A 17,840-nucleotide genomic window follows, 5' to 3' on the forward strand; every position below is an offset into this window, starting at 1 on the left:
AACTAAGTTATCATAGCGTTCGCCCCAAGCATAACCAATCAAACAACGTGCACCAAACCTGATCGGAAAACTCGCCCCAGCACATTGCGTTTGATCACCAGAGCGTTTGATTCCATGACCAGCCCCGCTTCCCGTCGCCCACAGCCGTCCGATGATTCTCGGACACCGGCCCGGAAGTGGATGTTTCGACTGATCACCGTTGCGCTGGTGCTGACACCACTGTTGATCCTTGAGATCGGCTTGCGAGTGGCGGGTTATCCACCACGGGACCAGCTCGCTGTCGACCCCATCTTTGATCCGTTGGATCCTAAACCGCTGTTTGAAAGCAGGGACTCAGGGCAGACATGGTCGATTCCAGAGAGTCGCCACAATTTCTTTGCCCCCGCATCGTTCAGCAATCAGAGCGACCGGCCCATTCGGCGCATTTTTGTGCTCGGTGGCTCGACGGTTCAAGGCAGACCCTGGCATCCGCCGACCGCCTTTCCGGCGTGGACACAGCTGTTCCTGCAAGCCTGTGATCCCGCACACGATTACCAAGTGATCAATTGCGGGGGTGTTTCGTATGCAAGCTATCGAGTCGCAAAACTCCTTGACGAGGTTCTGCAGCATCAACCCGCAGCGATCGTGATCTACACGGGCCATAATGAATTCCTTGAACAACGCTCTTACCCGGCCACCGATAGCATCGCCAACCAAGCGACTCGTCTCGCTCAATCGTCACACCTTGTCCGAGCCATCCAGCACCTGCAGCACACGCCGACTCGGGATCCATCGGCTGAGTTGCAAACGGATGCTCCGGTCACGCGTCTGGACTTGATGGATGGAATGGACTTGTACCAACGAGACGATGCATGGCGTCAGGCAGTGGTCGCACACTTTCAACGGACGCTTGATCAAATGGCCAAACGCTGTCGGCAAGCCGATGTTCCATTGATTCTTTGCCAACCGGCAAGTGATCGCGTTGACACCGCCCCCTTTAAAATCATGCCCGCCGTCTTGACTGCCAGCCAAACCACTCACTTTGACACCTTTTGGGAACAAGCTCGCAACGGTCAGCTGAACACGGACCACAGAATCGAGTCCTGCCAGCAGGTGTTAGGGATGGACCCACAGCATGCCGGTGCAAACTTCGTGCTTGGAAAACTGTTGATCGATCAGGGACAATTTGAAATAGCAAAACCGCATTTACTGGCTGCTCGCGATCACGATGTCTGCCCATTAAGAGCCACATCGGCGATTGAGATGGCAACCAAGCAAGTCGCAAGCCTCCACCAGTTGGAACTGGTCAGATGTGACGAGTTGCTTGACGCGAGAGACCTTCAAGGTCAGCCCCGTCCCGATGGCATTCCCGACACCAATCGTTTTGTGGATCACATTCATCCCTCAATCGCTGGACACCAACTGATCGGTCAAGCGATTGCAAAACGGCTGGCGGAACAGTGGCGACTGGCTTGCTCGAACGACGTTCAAGCCCAGTATGAATCGCTCGTGCAAGCGCAACTTTCGTCGCTTGAGGAAGCCTATTTCACTCGCGGCAAACAACGTTTGCAAGGCCTGCGGCGCTGGGCCTCGGGACGGTCGGGGAAACTGCACTTACCCGCAAATCAGTCGTTTCAGCGACAGACTCCCTCGTCACCCCAATAAACGCCCGTCTGTTTGCTAACATCGGACTCCATGCAGTAAATTTTGCCAACAATTTTGCTTGCATGACCACCGGTGCGCCCTGTTTGCCCGGCGTTGGAACCTGCTTGTCATTGCCACAGCGTTCCAGGCCGTCAGAATCGCAATCCCAACGCTGGCCGACGCAGGTCCATTCAATCAATGAGTCCAATCATGAGTTCGTCAGACACCCAAACCACCTTTCAAGACTCACCACACCATCGCGAGTTCGAATACAAGGCGAAACCCGGCTGGCAAATGCTGCCAATAGTGCTGGGCATCTTATTGATGATCCCGCTCTGGATCCTCTTTGCGGTAACGCTTCCCGCGTTGGCACCGTTGTTCGTTGCACTGATCCCTCTATCGATCATTTCGGCGATCGTGGCTGCCTGTGGATTCCAAGCGGTTCCCCCGAATGGCTCGCGTGTCTTGTTGCTTTTTGGTGAATACAAGGGCACGCTGCGGACCTCTGGCTTCTACTGGGTGAATCCTTTTTACAGCAAGAGAAAAGTCAGCCTCCGGGTGCGCAACTTTGAAACCGGTTCGTCCACCAGCCCTGAACAAAAAAACAAAGAAGGCGTGGTGACCAAACCAAAGTCCCGCACCGCTGGCAAGCCATCAAAGGTGAACGACCGGGACGGAAACCCTGTTGAAATTTCAGCGGTCGTGGTTTGGAAAGTGGTCGATACTGCCGAAGCCATGTTCGAAGTCGATGACTATGAAAACTATGTCGAAGTTCAAAGTGAAGCCGCACTGCGCAGCCTTGCCACTCGCTATCCGTATGACAGTCATGAGGACGAAAGCGAGGTTTCACTGCGTGGCAGTACCGATGAGATCAGCGACCAGCTGCGGCACGACATCGAAGCTCGATTGGAGAAAGCTGGTGTGCATGTTTTAGAAGCCCGTATCAGCCACCTTGCATACGCCCCTGAGATTGCCGCGGCAATGCTTCAGCGTCAACAAGCTGGCGCGGTGGTCGCCGCTCGAACGCGCATCGTTGACGGAGCGGTTGGTATGGTGGAGATGGCGTTGGATCACTTGAATCGGGAAGACATCGTCGACCTGACGGATGAACAACGCGCTGCATTGGTGTCCAATTTGCTGGTCGTGCTCTGCGGCGATCGCCACACGCAGCCGGTCATTCAAACGGGAGCGTAACCAACGCAGCGATTTCTAAAAGTCGATCATCGATTGGCGCGTCGTCTTGCTGAGGGCAACGCGCCAAAGAGCTGACTCAAATCGCGCTGCATTGACCCCTTGATCGGTAGACCACCGATCAAGGTTGCAATCGGATCACCGGCTTCCAGTGCTGTGGTTTCAAACGGGACATCTGTCCACCGAAAACTGCCAGAAACGGCCCCGTCAAGCGGAACGGACTCGAAGTGCTGCGGATCAACGACGGAAGCCTGCTTGGCGAACACCACGTGCTTGACGCCGAGTTGTCCCAGCGGCAATGGCCCGTGATTGGCAATGCGTTGCTGCCATCGCGCAAAGGGTTCAAAGACCGAGCAGGGCAGGGCAGCATGCTGGCCCCAAGCTGCTTCAATCAATTCCATTGAACCGCTGTAGCGTGGATTGCATTCCAGCAAATAAACGTCCGAGCCCGTGAGAATCAAATCGACGTTTAAAGGGCCAGACAGCCCAGTCATGTCGACCAATTCCCTACCAATCCGCTCAACACTCTGCCAACAAGCTTGGCTGACTTTGACAGGCCCCACCGCTCCAGCGTACACAAAGGGACGCTTACCGATTCGCTTGTGCAGCGCCCGACAGATCCCAAGCAATTCGCAATGACGCCCATCGCTGACGAACGTCGCACCACAAGCTTTCCCCGCGACGGGCGCTTGGCAGAAGCGACTCTCGTCTAACATTTCATTGTCAGCATAATGAACGCCCAAGCCACCGGTGCGACTGAACTGCTTGACCAACCATCCGCTGGGAACCGGGCCCGAAAAACGAGTCAATGGAGTATCCACGCCACTACGCTGGGCGAGCTCAGCGACAAACGGTGGTGACTGAGCCAATGCCTGTTGTTCGAGCGTTGCTCCGATGACCTTCAGCGGAGATGAATCGCTCGACTGCAAAACGCGAAAGCGTGTTCTCCAATCTCCAACGTGATCGTTCGATGGGACGAGCAAACGCTCACAACCGGGCCAGCGGCTGATGATGCCTAGCATCCATTGGCCAGAATCATGTGGCGGGCAATCCCGGAGACCGTTGGCCTGCAAGTGTTGCTGTAATTCAGCCATCCACTGATTGGCAACGACTGAGTTACTGCCAGAAGGCCTGGCAATCTGATCGACAAGTTCTGTCACAGAAAACCATGTCTCTGCCGCTTGACGTGTTTGCAAGTCCCCAAACAGATCAACGGCGATGACGTCCAGCCCTGCGCGTCGTGCCGATTCAGCCGCCGCCCGCACGCTGGCACCCACCAGAATCAGACCCGAGCAATGCGACTGTCGCGACTCCTGTTTCGGCGAACTGTTCAAGAGATGATCTTTGGCGTGGGAAAACGAGCGAAACGGCAACGAGCGAAACGGCAACGTGCAAGACTCGACAGACAAGACTCGACAGAGAGGTGCAATGGGTGTGAAGCCTGATCCAGACCGCCATAGCACCTGCCGGCATGATACATCTTAGGCCGCGGCCGCAGAAGAGTCTTCATCAGGCATCCAGGAACTCTGTTCGCTTGCCAGTCAGCTGTGCTGAGTGTTGAAAACACCTTTTGCACGACGCGACCGGATGAGACCTGTCTCGTGACAGCGATTCGCAGCGGCTGACGCTTCACGGTGCTGGCTACTGCAGAGGGAACCGTTGCACACCATGCCACGGGGCTCCCGTCAACAAGCAGATCGAGCGAAAAACGGGTGGGAACGGTTTCGCAAAACGGACCACGAGTGTCACCGTCCCAACGGGCCTGGTTGAAACCACAGTTGCCATGAAACAGTCGGCAAAGGCCCTATAATTCACCGGGATTCCCAGCATCGGCTTGATGCCATCACCGATGGTGATCAAAACTTGATTGCAACCGATCAGATACCGCGACGGGGCCTTGCAAAACCGGCTAGTTTTGTTACTTTTTGCGCGACCCTAGACCCACCCCTGGCGCGTGACATTTCATCGGATCGTTATCCACCGCTGAAATGTGACCCCACGCGGGGCAAAGGACATGTGTTTCCCCACCGGTCTTCTGGACAGCAGATTCTTACCACAGGTCAGATAGATGAAATTTTACATTGGTGAAGCCCTGGTGGGCGATGGCAACGAAGTCGCTCACATTGACTTGATGATCGGCAGCAAAGACGGCCCCGTGGGCACGGCTTTCGCCAACGCCCTCTCGACTCAAAGCGAAGGCCACACGAACCTGCTGGCAGTGTTGGAGCCAAACCTGGCTGTCAAACCAGCGACCGTCATGATCACCAAGGTCACCTTGAAGGGCATGAAGCAAGTTGTGCAAATGTTTGGCCCTGCACAAGCTGCCGTCGCCAAAGCGGTTGCCGACGCAGTTGCCGAAGGCGTGATCCCCGCCGATCAAGCTGAAGAATTGGTCTGCGTCTGTGGCGTCTTCATCCACCCTGCTGCGGAAGACGACGAAAAGATCTACAACTACAACTACGAAGCCGTCAAGCAGTCGATCGTCAACGCCATGAGCGGTGCTCCATCGGCACAAGACATGGTTGCCAAGAAAGACGCAGCGGCGCACCCATTCAAAGGCGATTTCTAATCAGCCCGTTTGAATGAACCTGTTCAGATGAACCCTGTGCGATTGAACAGCTTCAAATGAACAACGATTCAACGCTTCGGCCTCCATCAACATCCGTTGATCGGAGGCCGATTTGTTTTCTTGCCATCGCCGTCCTCGGTTGCTTGCTCTGGACGGCACCGTCGATGCACCAGCCGCCCCAGATTGGCAACCTTCCCGCCACCGGTTCTCGACTCATCTCGGCTAGCAGACCGGCACTGCTGGTTACCACTGACACCGACCTACCTGTTTGATTTGATGTCCAAACGCATTCTCTTTCAGTTCGATTCTGATCCGCAACCAAGTTCCTTTGACGCCGTCGTCGCCATCGACTCGGACGTCGATCACTTGATCTCACATGGCAATGTCCAGCCGACCACCGTGGAGCCACTGGTCCATGGCACGATGTTCACTCGGGGCGGTCAGAACCTCAAGAACACCGCCATTTTCATCGGCGGCAGCGATGTCGCGATCGCAGAGAACCTGCTTCGCTGCGTGACCGAGACGTTCTTTGGTCCGGTGCGAGTTTCCGTGATGATGGATGCCAATGGCTGCAACACCACCGCGGCCGCCGCAGTCGTCGCCGCGTCACGCCATGTTACACTTGCAGGCTCCAAAGCGATCGTCTTGGGAGGCACCGGCCCGGTCGGCCAACGCGTCGCGCGTTTGCTGGTCCAGGAAGGTGCAACGGTTTCCCTGACCAGCCGATCACTCTCGCGAGCCACCGCAGCCTGCGAACAGATCTGTGCTCAGATCGCCGCGAAAACAGAGACCAGCCCCGACACCTGTTTAAAACACCTGGTTCCAGCCATGCAATCCGAAGGAGACGCCTTTGATGCCTTGATCGAAGACGTGCAAATCGTGGTTGCCTGTGGAGCCGCTGGTGTTCAGCTAGCGTCGAACGAAGCGCTCACCAAAGCACCTGCCTTGCAAGTCGCCATTGACTTGAACGCTGTCCCACCGGCCGGGCTGCAAGGCATTGGCGCCATGGACAAAGCCAAACCACTTGGCGAATCCAGCAGCGCTGTGGGGTACGGCCCGATCGGCGTCGGTGGACTGAAAATGAAAACCCATCAGGCGGCGGTTCGTTCGCTGTTTGAACGAAACGATGCGGTGCTCAACGCCGAAGAAATCTTTGCCTTGGCAAAACAAGTTGACACCAAATAACCAAGCACGACCAGACAGGCCTTTGAACGATGTTCGACTTAGTATTAGGGACAGGAAACCAAAAGAAGCTGGTGGAACTGCGATCGATGCTCTCCGCCGATCGGTATTCCCTGCAATCGCTTTCTGAAATTCCCAACGCAATCGATGTCGAGGAGACCGGCAGCACCTTTGCCGAGAACGCTGCCTTAAAGGCGACCGAGCAAGCCAAACATCTTGGCCGCTGGGTTCTGGGTGAAGACAGTGGCCTCGCGGTCGATGCGCTTCAAGGTGCTCCCGGAGTCTACTCGGCTCGCTATTCGGGCGTTCACGGCGACGATGAAGCCAATAACGACAAGCTCCTGCAAGCGCTTGCAGACGTCCCTGACACCAAACGCACGGCTCACTATCATTGCCAGATTGCGCTCTCCGACCCAGAGGGCAATGTCCGGCTTACCGCAGGTGGCACCTGCAGTGGACTGATCCGTCGACAACGTGACGGCGGTGGGGGCTTTGGTTATGATCCCCTGTTCGAGATCAGAGAATATCACAAGACGTTTGCTCAGCTGGACCTGATTGTCAAGCAAGCCCTCAGCCATCGCTCGCGTGCACTGCGGCAACTGATCCCCAAGTTGGATCGTTTGGTGCGTGAATGAATCGAACCACCCACGGCTTGCTTTCATCTGAAACGATCCGAAACGGCCGACCGCACTTGGTTCACGCCCATCGGCAATCGTCGCGTTAGGATCGCTGGCGTTAGGATCGCTGGCGTTCGGCTTTAATGGCTTGCTTTAACTGCTCGATCGTCACTTGAACCGACTCCGGACTCGGCGCCCCAGCTCCGCCATAACGTTGATCCTCGTAGACCTTGGTCAGCGAGTTCAACATGGGAAATCGCGACTGCAAACGCTGCTGAAACTCGCGCGGGGTCTCGTCCGTGCGGCGGTGCTCACCGGCACCGGCAAGCAGCCGCAAGGCTTGCTGATAGTAGGCAATCACGGGCTGCGGATTGGGCCTGCCAGTGAGTGAACTGATCCAACGCTGCCAACCAGCGAACAGATTCGGAAATCGCAATCGCAGCAAACGCGTGATGAACAGCGGCACCGCGATGACAACAATCAGCACCAGTCCAAACACACCAGCACGCCGCCAAAACGCTGGATCACGCAGCAGAGCACCGAGAGACATCTCCGACGAGCCGTCTTGCAATTTGCCGAAGCTCTCCTTCATGCTTTCCAGCCAACTCTGCTCGGCCGTGGATGCTTGGTCAGACGAATCCGTCTCTGGCATGCTGAACTGCTGTTTCTCGGCATCCATGTCCACGACGTAGTCTTCCCAGATCTCATTCGCCGTGTCCAGGACACCCTCCATGCCCTCGCGATTCCCATCATCCAACGCGCTGACGCCAGGGGTGGGATCCAAACGCAGCCAATAGTGAGTCCTGGCTGAAGCAAGCGTCATCAACTGGCGCTGATCGATGTCGTCGCGCGGCACCAAGGCTTCGACCCAGGCATGAGCATGCGATTGCCTGACCACACAATAGCGCTCGACCGTGCTGTATTCTTCACTGCGATAACCAATGACCATCCGACAAGGAATTTCGACGCTGCGCAGCATCATGGCCAGCGCCGAAGCAAAGTACTGACAGTGACCTTTACGATCAGTCGCAAGGAATTGCTCCAGCGGATCCACCCCCGGCTGTGGTTTCGCATTCAGATCCAACGTGTATGAGAACTGTGGATTGCTAGACAAGAACTGTTGCAGTGCCTCAGCCACTCGCACCGGCGATCGCTGGTCTGTGGGGATCGTCTCGACAACCTGCTGAGCCAATTCATGTGCGGAGGGAATTCGTGTGCGATCGTATTGCAACCAATCGGAGTGAATTCGCACAGGACGACCAAAGTCACTCCACCACCGAATCAAACCACCGAAACCGTTGCGAGGCGTTCTGCTACGGCTTGGCTCTCGTGGCAACCCGGCAGGATCATAGGGGATCCACTGGGTCTGCTGATGATCAATGAAAGCCGCCGTTGCAAATCGGTACTGCAACGGTGGAAAGGGTGGCGTGACCGATGGTCTTGAAAGCGTCCACTTGCCGGGCAGTTGCCTGACTCCATCGTCGGCGGCATGGGCGTAGAACGGAGCGATGGCGAATAGGGCGGCCGTGCTGGTTGGCTCACAGCGGATCTCAACCGTCACCGGATCGATCCCGGTGTTAAACAAACCCAACGTCGGCTGAACCAATCGCTTTAGCTCGGCTTGCGAGACTTCCTGATTGGAAACCCATTTGGCGACCGAGCGAGAGCTGCCCTTGTCAACGACATAACGTTCCAGGACTTTTCCCCGCAAGTACAAACTGCCGTCGACCAAATAGGGCTCGCCGCTCTCTCGATCGGTCATACGAACTCGCATCACCTTCGTTGGGTTCTGCATCACCGAACCGAGTTGTTCGAGATGCACTTCTTCTGAAAACCCCACCAAGACCGGCCCAGCATTCAATGAACGCGAAGCTGCAACACGTCGTGGAATGGCATAGAAAAACGCGGTCGCAATCAGCAGAACGGCTGGCGCGCCGACGATCAAGCAATAACGCAGCAACGGCCTGTAGGCACTGCGCACAGAATCCAAACAAGACTGCGATGCGTCTTGAAGCAACCAACGAACCGAGGCCCTGGACGTCGATGAATGATTGGCCGCCTGATTCGACGCCTTGCGTTTGGCCCATAGCCGTTGCCAAAGATCCGCCCACAGGATTCCAATCACGGTACTGGGACGGCGCACCGCACCGATGGCTGGGACCACGTCTTCACGCAAATGCATCACGCTAAAGGTCGTCATCGCGGCTAAAGTGGTCAGGCCGATGATTGGCAACATGATGCCAAACATCACCGAACTACAGAAGATTGCCGCCACAACAATCTGTAACCAAGTGAAGACAACAATCTGTTCCAAAATTCGCTGGGTCTTCTTCTGCACCATCATGATGCTTTGCACCATGACCAAGAGCAACGCGACCGAAGCCATCTGGGATTCGCTTTGAAAATGATTTTGTCCAAACTGATACACGCACCAGAGGGCCACCGCCGCCATGCAAATGTAAGCACCGGTTGCTGGCAAGACAATCAAACGCAACCAATCGACCAAACACCAGCCCGCCAAGGCAGCGATCACCGCAATTGAAGCGATCTGCTCCATGCCGTCTCCTGAACCAATCACGATGGCACTGAAGACCGTCAGCAATGCAAACGGCAAGGAGTGCCGTGCAGAGACTGGCCAATAGGCATCCAATTGAGCGGCCAATCTGTCACGGACGACGGCCGAATTTGAGTCCGTCGAGGCACTGGGTTGTCGCGTGGCCCGCTGGGGATTGGTTGTGTTCTGTGACGCCGATGCCGTCTTTGCGGTTGCTGTCGCAGCGTGTTTGAGTGATTGACCGGCGTTCATCACGTTGCCTCCTGGCGTTCAGCCTGTCGCGACTCCGCCAGCTCCGGTGATTGAATCTGATTGAACGAACGCTTTCGCGTCCAACGCCACTGCGGGTCGTTGACCAAATCAAGCCAAGTGATGTCCAACTTGCGAGCCAGTCCGCGCCACTGCTTGCTCTGATTGTCTGTGGGCGAACTCTGTGAGGACAGACCAGGCAGCGCTGATCCAGTCGGATCAACCGAAGGATCCAGCGAGATGGGATTCGGACGACCGCTGATCACCACCACTTGCGGCCTGCGTTGATCGTCAAACTGTTTGGCAAGGGCATCAAAGAGACAACCATATGTTCTGGGCGATGAGTCGTCTTCCAGGATCAAAGGATGCGAAACCGCGAGTCGGCGCAATACCGGTTTAATGTCGCTCGCGCAGTCCGAAAAATGATCCAGGGACCCCAGCAGCTTGCGAACGTCGTGAGCTTGACCGTCGTCTTCGCCCGTTGCTTCATGCGGTAGCGTGGTCCAATGATCGATCACTGACAGCGAGACTTCAACCGAATCACCCGCACTTTGCGAAGACTGCCAGTGCTGAATGAGCGTCGTTGCCAACTGCAACGTGCGTTCATACATGAATGCGTTGCGATATTGGTGTGTTGCCATTGCGCCATCAACGACCAACCAGACTTGGCGGCGATTTTGGCGTTGGAATTGCCGCACCGCAGGTTGTCGCATTCGAGCACTGGTCCGCCAGTGAACGTTCTTTAATAGGTCACCATGCTGCCAGGGCCGCAATCCCATGAATTCGCCCTGCTGGCTGTTGGCGGTGGTGCTCGCTCGATGTTCGCCTTCTAAAGTTCCCAGCCAACGCTGGAGATGATTGCTTTGCGGTAACAAGGTGGGATAAACAAACAACAGTTGATCCGCCGTGATCTCGTCGCCGTTGACGACACGCTGCTGTTCCTGAAAGAAGTTCACCAGCCCGAACGGAAAGGTCGAACTGCCAAGTAAAACACCGGGTTGATAGACACCGCGATAGGAAACACAACATTGCACCTCAACAGGCAGCGCCGATCGACTGGGCACGTATCCGCCACCGGAGGTCAAGGACAACCTTCGATAATCTTGATCGGACTCTAAGGTTGCCACCGTGGAGGTGATCAAGGGATGAATCATTTGGTCTATCCGAATCATCCAAAGTGGCAACCAGCGTCCTCGATTAAAAATCTGATAGCGCAACGAGAACAGCTGCCCAGCATGCGTGCTCGGCAGGCTCTCTTGTGACATCGACAGGCAACGCACCTGACGGCGTCCCAAACGCCAATGAACCAACGCGACGCCAACAAGCAGCGCCGCCAACAGCAATAACAAGTTAAATCCGCGCGCCGCTCCACCTCCCATGGCAAACACCGTCACGAATGCCGTGTGATATCCCAAACGAGTGACCGAACTATAGTAGCGATGTACGGGCCACTCCGGCGGAGCACTGACGGGAACCGGATCGCTGGCCCCGCAAGGAGCAGACGGATCATGATCGGGCCGTCCATCACCAGACAGTGCAGAAAATTCAGACACCGAATCACGCCCCACCGAGTCGATGGCTTGACCGTCGCGCAGGCGTCCAGAGGGCTCTGGCCCCTGGCGGCGGTTTTCTAGCGATTCCACAGAAGCTGATGGCACGGTCATAACAGCAAGTTGTCAAACAAATGGAGGCAAAAAATGACCGAGCAAAATCATCGCGTAAAAGCACTGCGGAAAAGCACTGCGGAAAAGCACTGCGGAAAAGCACTGAGCAGTCACGAACCAAGTTGACCACCGGTTCGCTGGCAAAACGCCCTTTTCCTCACTCAGCGCTGTCTTCATCATAACATAGTCACTCACTCAGACAGCACCGGATGAAACGGCCTTGGTCCGGGAGACCGACGCGGGGGTTACCACCTAACCAAAATAAAACAAAAACGGTATAAGAAACGCTACCAAACACCGCCTGCTCAATGCCAGCGTGCAGGCGAGGCTGACTGCCGACGTCAGAGAGTTTCGTTTCACCAACGCGGCTGCGTTCGTTTTTGCGTTCCCTTTGCCCTGTGCCAACTTTCCTTGCTCGAGTCCCCATCACTTTATGTCTTGCAACGCGGACTTTATCGTTATCGGTGGCGGCATTGTTGGCCTGGCGGTTGCCAGGGAGCTTCAACGCACCTCTCCTGACGCAACCGTGCAGGTCGTCGAAGCGGAATCCGCGGTCGCTCAACATCAAACGGGTCGCAACTCGGGTGTGATTCATAGTGGTATTTACTACAAGCCTGGTTCACAGAAAGCACTCAATTGTCGGCATGGCAAATCACTGATGGAAGCCTTTTGCCAGGAGCATGACGTGCCCTGGGACCGCTGTGGCAAAGTTGTTGTGGCCACCAGCGAGCAAGAGTTGAAGGCATTGGATTCGATCGCCGAGCGAGCGTTGGCAAACGGAGTTGAGTTTGCGCGAATCAATTCAGATGACCTGCGTCGACTGGAGCCCCACGTCGCTGGACTGGCGGGGTTGCATGTTCCGGAAACCGGGATCGTCAACTATGCCGTGGTCGCTCAAAAGCTCGCTGAACAGATCCGTGATCATGGCGGACACATCCATCTCGGCCAACGTGTCGTCAACGTTCAGCGTTCTGGCGATTCGCTGAACATCATCTGCCAGAGCGGCCAGACCTATGCCTGCCAACATTTGATCAACTGCGGAGGCTTGCAGTGCGATCGGATCGCCAGACTCTGCGGGCTGGATCCAGCGATACAAATTGTGCCGTTTCGCGGAGAGTACTATGAGTTGCGCGACGATCGCCGCTCATTGGTCAAGAACTTGATCTACCCTGTCCCTGATCCAGCGTTCCCCTTCTTGGGCGTTCACTTCACACGCATGATCGATGGCGGAGTTGAATGCGGTCCGAACGCGGTTTTGGCATTGGCACGTGAAGGCTACAACTGGAAAACGCTGCGAGGCAAAGACCTTCTGGAAACACTGCGTTACAGCGGATTCAGGAAACTGGCACGTCGACATTGGAAACCCGGTTTGGGGGAAATCCATCGCTCGTTCAGCAAATCAGCCTTCGTGTCAGCCCTGCGGCGCTTGATCCCGGAACTCAAAGCCTCGGATCTGGTTCCCGGCCGCGCTGGAGTTCGCGCCCAAGCGGTTGCCCGCGATGGCAGACTGATTGATGATTTTTTGATTGAATCCGGTCCAAACAGCACGCATGTTTTAAACGCTCCCTCGCCGGCAGCGACGGCGTCCTTGGCCATTGCGGAAACGCTGGTCGCCAAACTAAACGCATCGTGACCCCTGTTCCACATCCCACGCGCTGGCTAGCCGACATGCCTCAAGCCTCTCCTGACCAATCCACTGTGGCCATCCAGTGCCAGCAAGCAGCGGTGCAATTCGGTTCAGCGGTCTTTCAACTAGGGCCGATTGATTTAGACATTCAGGCGGGCGAAATCGTTTCCTTGATCGGACCGAGCGGCTGTGGCAAGACCACCCTCTTGCGCGCGATTGCGGGATTACAGCCACTAAGCTCTGGCAGCATTCAGACGCACGCATCGGACACCAATGACTGCGGTGAGGTTGGCTTTGTCTTTCAACAACCCGCGCTACTGCCCTGGGCGGACACTCTAAGCAATGTGCAGCTGCCACTGGATTTGATCTCGCGTGGAACCAAGAAAACCCGTCAAGCGGCTGCCATCGATGCGCTGCGCAGCGTTCAATTAGAACACGCGAGCAAACACTCTCCTGGAGAGCTTTCTGGAGGCATGCAGATGCGAGCTTCGGTTGCACGCGCGTTGGTCACCGAACCCAAACTTCTGCTGCTCGACGAACCCTTTGCTGCATTGGATGACATGCTGCGACAGGATCTGGGCCAGTTGCTGATTTCACTTTGGCAACAGCGCCAGTTCACCGCCGTGATGGTCACGCATAACATTGCCGAATCGATCATGCTCAGCCATCGCATCGCGATCATGCGTGGCGGGAAACTCGAACGCGTGATCCCAAACCCTCTGGCTTGGCCGCGTGATGAATCCATCCGTCGAACTGCACCTTTCGGTGAGTTTTATGGCTTGATCAGTGATGCCCTGCGTGGCGTTGAATCAGTGGAGGGTCAGGTATGAGCACCATCAAGACCAAACCGGCAGCCAGCCTGGCCAGCAAGCTGATGCAAGGCGCCGCCACAGTGGTCCCGCTGATGATTGTGGCGCTGCTGATCCTGCCCGTCTGGCAAGCGTTGGTCATGGTCATGGACTGGCCACCGGCCGTGCTGCCGTCTCCCAAACTGGTCTTTGAGGCGATGTACTCCACGCGAGCCTTGCTGATCGGAGGCATGCTGACGACCGGAGCTGCGGCTGCGACGGGGTTGCTCGCCGCGATCGTTGTCGGAACGTCGCTCGGTCTCCTCTTTTCGCAATCAGCCCGACTGCGTCTGGCACTGTTCCCCTACATGATTTTCCTGCAAACGGTCCCCATCATCGCGATCGCCCCGCTACTGATCATTTGGAGCGGCTATCAGTTTCGCTCCGTCGTGATTGTCACCGTGATTGTGGCCTTGTTTCCGATTACCAACAGTGTCACAACCGGGCTGATCACACTGCGCAAGCAATGGGAGGACTTGTTCATTCTGTATGGTGCCAGCCGCTACAAAAAGCTGCTGCGTCTGCAGATTCCCAATGCGATTCCCTACCTGGTTTTGGGAACGAAAAACAGCACGGGACTAGCTGTGATCGGGGCCATTGTGGCGGAGTTTTTCGTCGGCTCCGGTGCCAGCTACAAGGGTTTAGGAGCCTTAATGACCAAGTGGCAGGGCGCGATCAAGACCCCGGAAGTGGTTGCTGCTTTGTTTGCCTCCACCTTGCTGGGATTGATTTTATTCGCCGCCGTGGAATTGATTTCTCGCACACTGCTGCGGCGTTGGCTCGACAAGGACTAGTCGTCAACCAAAAAAACTGCACAAACGGTACTCGAATGGACGAAAGACAACGAAAGCATTTGCACTTGTTTGGCAGTCAACTTCCTTGCACTAGATCGACATCAATTGATTGCCCGCCATCGATGTGAGAGCCCGTGACAAACTATAAGCTATTTGCAACCGGACAGACTGAGTCGCCTTCGCTGCGCGTTGGCTCTCGCTTGGGTAAGTATCGAATCATGAAACGGCTTGGCGAAGGCGGATTTGCCACCGTCTATGCCGCCAACGATACCATCGAAGGGCGACAAGTCGCGCTAAAGATTCCTGAGGAACGCTTCACGAGCAACAATCAGTGTCTCGACAGCCTGCTGCGCGAAGTTCGAATTCTGGCAAAACTTGACCATCCGTCCATCGTGCAGCTCAAGGATGCTCAGTTCTATGGCGACCGTTTTGTCATGGTCTTCCCGCTCGGTGGAGAATCGCTGCTCGATCGGCTAACCCGCCGCATGGCGCGCGCCAGCGCGGTCGATTATGCCTTGCAAATGATTGATGCCGTCGCTTACGCGCATCAACACAAAATCTTGCACCGTGACATCAAGCCAGAGAACTTGATCCTGTTCCCCGATCAGACGATTCGCTTGGGCGATTTTGGCTTGGCTCGCGTGCAAGTCGGTCGGCACGAGATGTCCGGCAGCGGCACTCTGGGCTACATGGCTCCTGAACAGGCCATGGGGCATCCCAGTTACCGCAGCGATGTCTTCTCGCTCGGCCTGGTCTTGTACCGTTTGCTGGCGGGTGAATTGCCCGAGTATCCATTTGAATCGCCACTGCCAGGTTACAACCGGTTGCGACGTGGATTGGCGGCGGACTTTGTCGCGGCGATTCGGAAAGCAGTGGATCCGGCACCCAACAAACGTTTTCGCGATGCAGTGGCCATGAAGAATGCGATCGCCTCGATTCGCACGCCACTGATTTGTGGAAGCATTCCGTCGAAACTGCGTGTGACGTCAAGCACTCGCCGTGCGGCTTAGCGGGCGGCTTAACGGGCGGCTTAAAAGGCCTCTGACCGGCCACCTCTGACCGGCCCCTCTGACCGTGACAGGCCGTCAACATTGTCGCCTCTTGTCCCTAGTCCCGTTGGTCCCAGAGACTATGATAGCGGCTTGCTTTCCGCTCACGCTGCCAGTTGGCAGCCTTCTCTCGCACGCTCCAACCGGGGATCGTCTCTGTGGTTTCTTGTTTCTCTCGTTTGCTGCCCGTCCGCTTCAACCTGATCTTGGTTCTGCTGGGAATCACTCTGCCGGTCTGGCAAGACGCCGCCGCTCAATTACGCTCAACAAGTCAGGCTTCAGATCAAGCGCCGCTGAATGTGCTGATGATTGCCGTCGATGACTTGGCATGCACGCTGGGCTGTTATGGAGACCCGATCGCACAGACACCGCATCTGGATCGCCTCGCTGGCAGCGGGGTTTGTTTTTTGAACGCTTACAATCAGCTTCCACTGTGCAACCCAACACGTGCCTCACTGATGACGGGACTGCGTCCCGATCAGATTGGTGTCTACGACCTGGATCGACACTTCCGCGACGAGGTGCCCAACGCGGTGACGATCCCACAAGCCTTTCAGGGTGGCGGTTACTGGGCTGGGCGAGTTGGAAAGATCTATCATTACAACGTACCGGCCTCGATCGGCACCGATGGCTTTGATGATCCGCCCAGCTGGAATCAGACCGTCAACCCAATCGGTCGCGATAAATCTCAAGAGCAGTTGATCTTCAATGCTGAGCCTCACCGCAAGATCAGTGCAGCGTTATCCTGGCTGGCAGCCGAAGGCAAAGACGAAGAGCAGACCGATGGCATGATTGCCACCGAAGCGATCCGATTGCTAAAAGAGCATCGCGACGAGCCCTTCTTTCTGGCCGCAGGTTTCTTTCGACCCCACACGCCTTACGTGGCACCCAAGAAATACTTTGACATGTATCCCTTGGAATCGATCCACCTGCCATTCGCACCGGCAAATGATCGAGATGACATTCCCGTCGCAGCCTTCGCCCACAACTGCCCCGTCCCCAATTACGGCCTAGACGAACTAACACTTCGCAAAGCCATCCAGGCTTACTATGCCTGTGTCTCGTTCATCGACGCACAGGTCGGACGCATGCTCGACGAACTTGAATCACAGGGACTGGCTGACCGAACCATTGTGGTTTTCTGGAGCGACCATGGCTATCACCTGGGTGAACATGGTGGCATCTGGCAGAAACGAACACTGTTCGAACAGGCGGCACGCTCGCCCATGATCATTCGCATGCCCAACGCAAAGGGCAATGGACAAGTCTGTCGGCGGATCGTTGAATTCGTGGACTTGTACCCAACACTCGGTGCTCTAGCCAATTTGAAAGACACGCCTGCCGAACTGCCTGGACGTGATTTAACGCCGCTGTTGAATGAGCCCACAAAGACCTGGCACGGCCGAGCGATCACTCAAGTGCTGCGACCGGCAGATGATCGCCTCAAGCAACCTGTGATGGGCTGCAGCATTCGCACGCAGAAGTATCGCTACACCGAATGGGCCCAAGGAGAGCAGGGCAGGGAACTGTACGACCATCACAGCGACCCATTGGAGTTCCATAATCTGGCGGTCGATCCGAGTGATCAAGATCAGGCGGTGATCAAACGTCTGCAGAGAGAGTTGCGGAAACATGCCAGTGGAAAAGAGCCCACCGGACCGGTCAATCCGGCCCGACTTTGAATGATCAACGGGAGGATCGAATTCAGCGCAGAGCGTTGATGCAATGCCGCTTGGGTAACCGCGTGATGGGCTACCGCTCTTTTGCGGATTCTCTGTTCTGTGGATTCTCTGTTCTGTGGATTCACTGTTCAGGTCCCTTGCCCCTCTTGTCAAACGACCTGAACAGTTCTGCACATGGCTTTTCAGCCGGC

Annotated in this window: 13 protein-coding genes; 10 read left to right on the forward strand and 3 right to left on the reverse strand. The window is 56.0% G+C overall.

Annotation, left to right across the window (positions count from 1 at the left end; all coding sequences use genetic code 11):
• The first annotated feature begins 180 nt into the window (after positions 1-180).
• Both SV7mr_RS19965 and SV7mr_RS19970 read left to right on the forward strand, forming a co-directional pair.
• Positions 181-1,644, forward strand: coding sequence for an SGNH/GDSL hydrolase family protein (locus SV7mr_RS19965; protein WP_145276032.1), 1,464 nt, complete (start codon positions 181-183; stop codon positions 1,642-1,644).
• A 189-nt stretch (positions 1,645-1,833) separates the two neighbouring features.
• The gene (locus SV7mr_RS19970) at positions 1,834-2,817 is read left to right on the forward strand and encodes an SPFH domain-containing protein (RefSeq protein WP_419187653.1); all 984 of its coding nucleotides are present in this window, start codon (positions 1,834-1,836) and stop codon (positions 2,815-2,817) included.
• Positions 2,818-2,843: 26 nt separating this feature from the next.
• Here the strand turns inward: SV7mr_RS19970 and SV7mr_RS19975 are convergent, their stop codons facing one another.
• Positions 2,844-4,148, reverse strand: a complete 1,305-nt coding sequence (locus tag SV7mr_RS19975) for an ATP-grasp domain-containing protein (protein WP_145276034.1) — start codon at positions 4,146-4,148, stop codon at positions 2,844-2,846.
• A gap of 734 nt (positions 4,149-4,882) precedes the next feature.
• Between SV7mr_RS19975 and fae the strand changes: the two genes are divergently transcribed.
• The 3 genes from fae (at position 4,883) to rdgB (ending at position 7,200) form a co-directional block, all read left to right on the forward strand.
• A complete protein-coding gene (gene fae, locus SV7mr_RS19980; protein ID WP_145276036.1) occupies positions 4,883-5,383 on the forward strand; it encodes a formaldehyde-activating enzyme in 501 nt (166 codons plus the stop codon).
• Positions 5,384-5,659: 276 nt separating this feature from the next.
• Positions 5,660-6,568 carry an NADP-dependent methylenetetrahydromethanopterin/methylenetetrahydrofolate dehydrogenase gene (locus SV7mr_RS19985; protein WP_145276038.1) on the forward strand — a complete coding sequence of 303 codons (909 nt, stop codon included), beginning with the start codon at positions 5,660-5,662 and terminating at the stop codon, positions 6,566-6,568.
• 29 nt (positions 6,569-6,597) lie between these two features.
• Positions 6,598-7,200: an RdgB/HAM1 family non-canonical purine NTP pyrophosphatase gene (gene rdgB / locus SV7mr_RS19990; RefSeq protein ID WP_145276040.1), complete on the forward strand. Its 603-nt coding sequence runs from the start codon at positions 6,598-6,600 to the stop codon at positions 7,198-7,200.
• Positions 7,201-7,300: 100 nt separating this feature from the next.
• Here the strand turns inward: rdgB and SV7mr_RS19995 are convergent, their stop codons facing one another.
• Complete coding sequence (locus SV7mr_RS19995) at positions 7,301-9,988, reverse strand: transglutaminase TgpA family protein (RefSeq protein WP_145276042.1); 2,688 nt, start codon at positions 9,986-9,988, stop codon at positions 7,301-7,303.
• A complete protein-coding gene (locus SV7mr_RS20000) occupies positions 9,988-11,643 on the reverse strand; it encodes a DUF58 domain-containing protein (protein ID WP_419187654.1) in 1,656 nt (551 codons plus the stop codon). Before SV7mr_RS20000 ends, SV7mr_RS19995 begins: the two co-directional genes overlap by 1 nt.
• Positions 11,644-12,082: 439 nt before the next feature.
• Here SV7mr_RS20000 and lhgO point away from each other — a divergent pair, with 439 nt between their 5' ends.
• From lhgO to SV7mr_RS20025, 5 genes are all read left to right on the forward strand, one after another.
• Positions 12,083-13,282 carry an L-2-hydroxyglutarate oxidase gene (lhgO, locus tag SV7mr_RS20005; protein WP_145276046.1) on the forward strand — a complete coding sequence of 400 codons (1,200 nt, stop codon included), beginning with the start codon at positions 12,083-12,085 and terminating at the stop codon, positions 13,280-13,282.
• Positions 13,279-14,106, forward strand: coding sequence for an ABC transporter ATP-binding protein (locus tag SV7mr_RS20010; protein ID WP_419187655.1), 828 nt, complete (start codon positions 13,279-13,281; stop codon positions 14,104-14,106). The genes lhgO and SV7mr_RS20010 overlap by 4 nt, the downstream gene beginning before the upstream one ends.
• Positions 14,103-14,918, forward strand: a complete 816-nt coding sequence (locus SV7mr_RS20015) for an ABC transporter permease (protein ID WP_145276048.1) — start codon at positions 14,103-14,105, stop codon at positions 14,916-14,918. Before SV7mr_RS20010 ends, SV7mr_RS20015 begins: the two co-directional genes overlap by 4 nt.
• A gap of 134 nt (positions 14,919-15,052) precedes the next feature.
• Complete coding sequence (locus tag SV7mr_RS20020) at positions 15,053-15,928, forward strand: serine/threonine-protein kinase (protein ID WP_419187656.1); 876 nt, start codon at positions 15,053-15,055, stop codon at positions 15,926-15,928.
• Positions 15,929-16,125: 197 nt separating this feature from the next.
• Entirely contained in the window at positions 16,126-17,649 is a 1,524-nt protein-coding gene (locus SV7mr_RS20025; protein ID WP_419187657.1) for a sulfatase, read from the forward strand.
• The last annotated feature ends 191 nt before the right edge of the window (positions 17,650-17,840 follow it).

It is taken from the genome of Stieleria bergensis (assembly GCA_007745635.1).
Classification (GTDB): Bacteria; Planctomycetota; Planctomycetia; order Pirellulales; family Pirellulaceae; genus Stieleria; species Stieleria bergensis.

Excerpts from the sequence above, each read along its gene's own strand:
- SV7mr_RS19965 (WP_145276032.1), top strand. The coding sequence starts at position 181 with ATGTTTCGACTGATCACCGTTGCGCTGGTGCTGACACCACTGTTGATC.
- SV7mr_RS19970 (WP_419187653.1), top strand. The coding sequence starts at position 1,834 with ATGAGTTCGTCAGACACCCAAACCACCTTTCAAGACTCACCACACCAT.
- fae (WP_145276036.1), top strand. The coding sequence starts at position 4,883 with ATGAAATTTTACATTGGTGAAGCCCTGGTGGGCGATGGCAACGAAGTC.
- SV7mr_RS19985 (WP_145276038.1), top strand. The coding sequence starts at position 5,660 with ATGTCCAAACGCATTCTCTTTCAGTTCGATTCTGATCCGCAACCAAGT.
- rdgB (WP_145276040.1), top strand. The coding sequence starts at position 6,598 with ATGTTCGACTTAGTATTAGGGACAGGAAACCAAAAGAAGCTGGTGGAA.
- SV7mr_RS19995 (WP_145276042.1), bottom strand. The coding sequence starts at position 9,988 with ATGAACGCCGGTCAATCACTCAAACACGCTGCGACAGCAACCGCAAAG.
- lhgO (WP_145276046.1), top strand. The coding sequence starts at position 12,083 with ATGTCTTGCAACGCGGACTTTATCGTTATCGGTGGCGGCATTGTTGGC.
- SV7mr_RS20015 (WP_145276048.1), top strand. The coding sequence starts at position 14,103 with ATGAGCACCATCAAGACCAAACCGGCAGCCAGCCTGGCCAGCAAGCTG.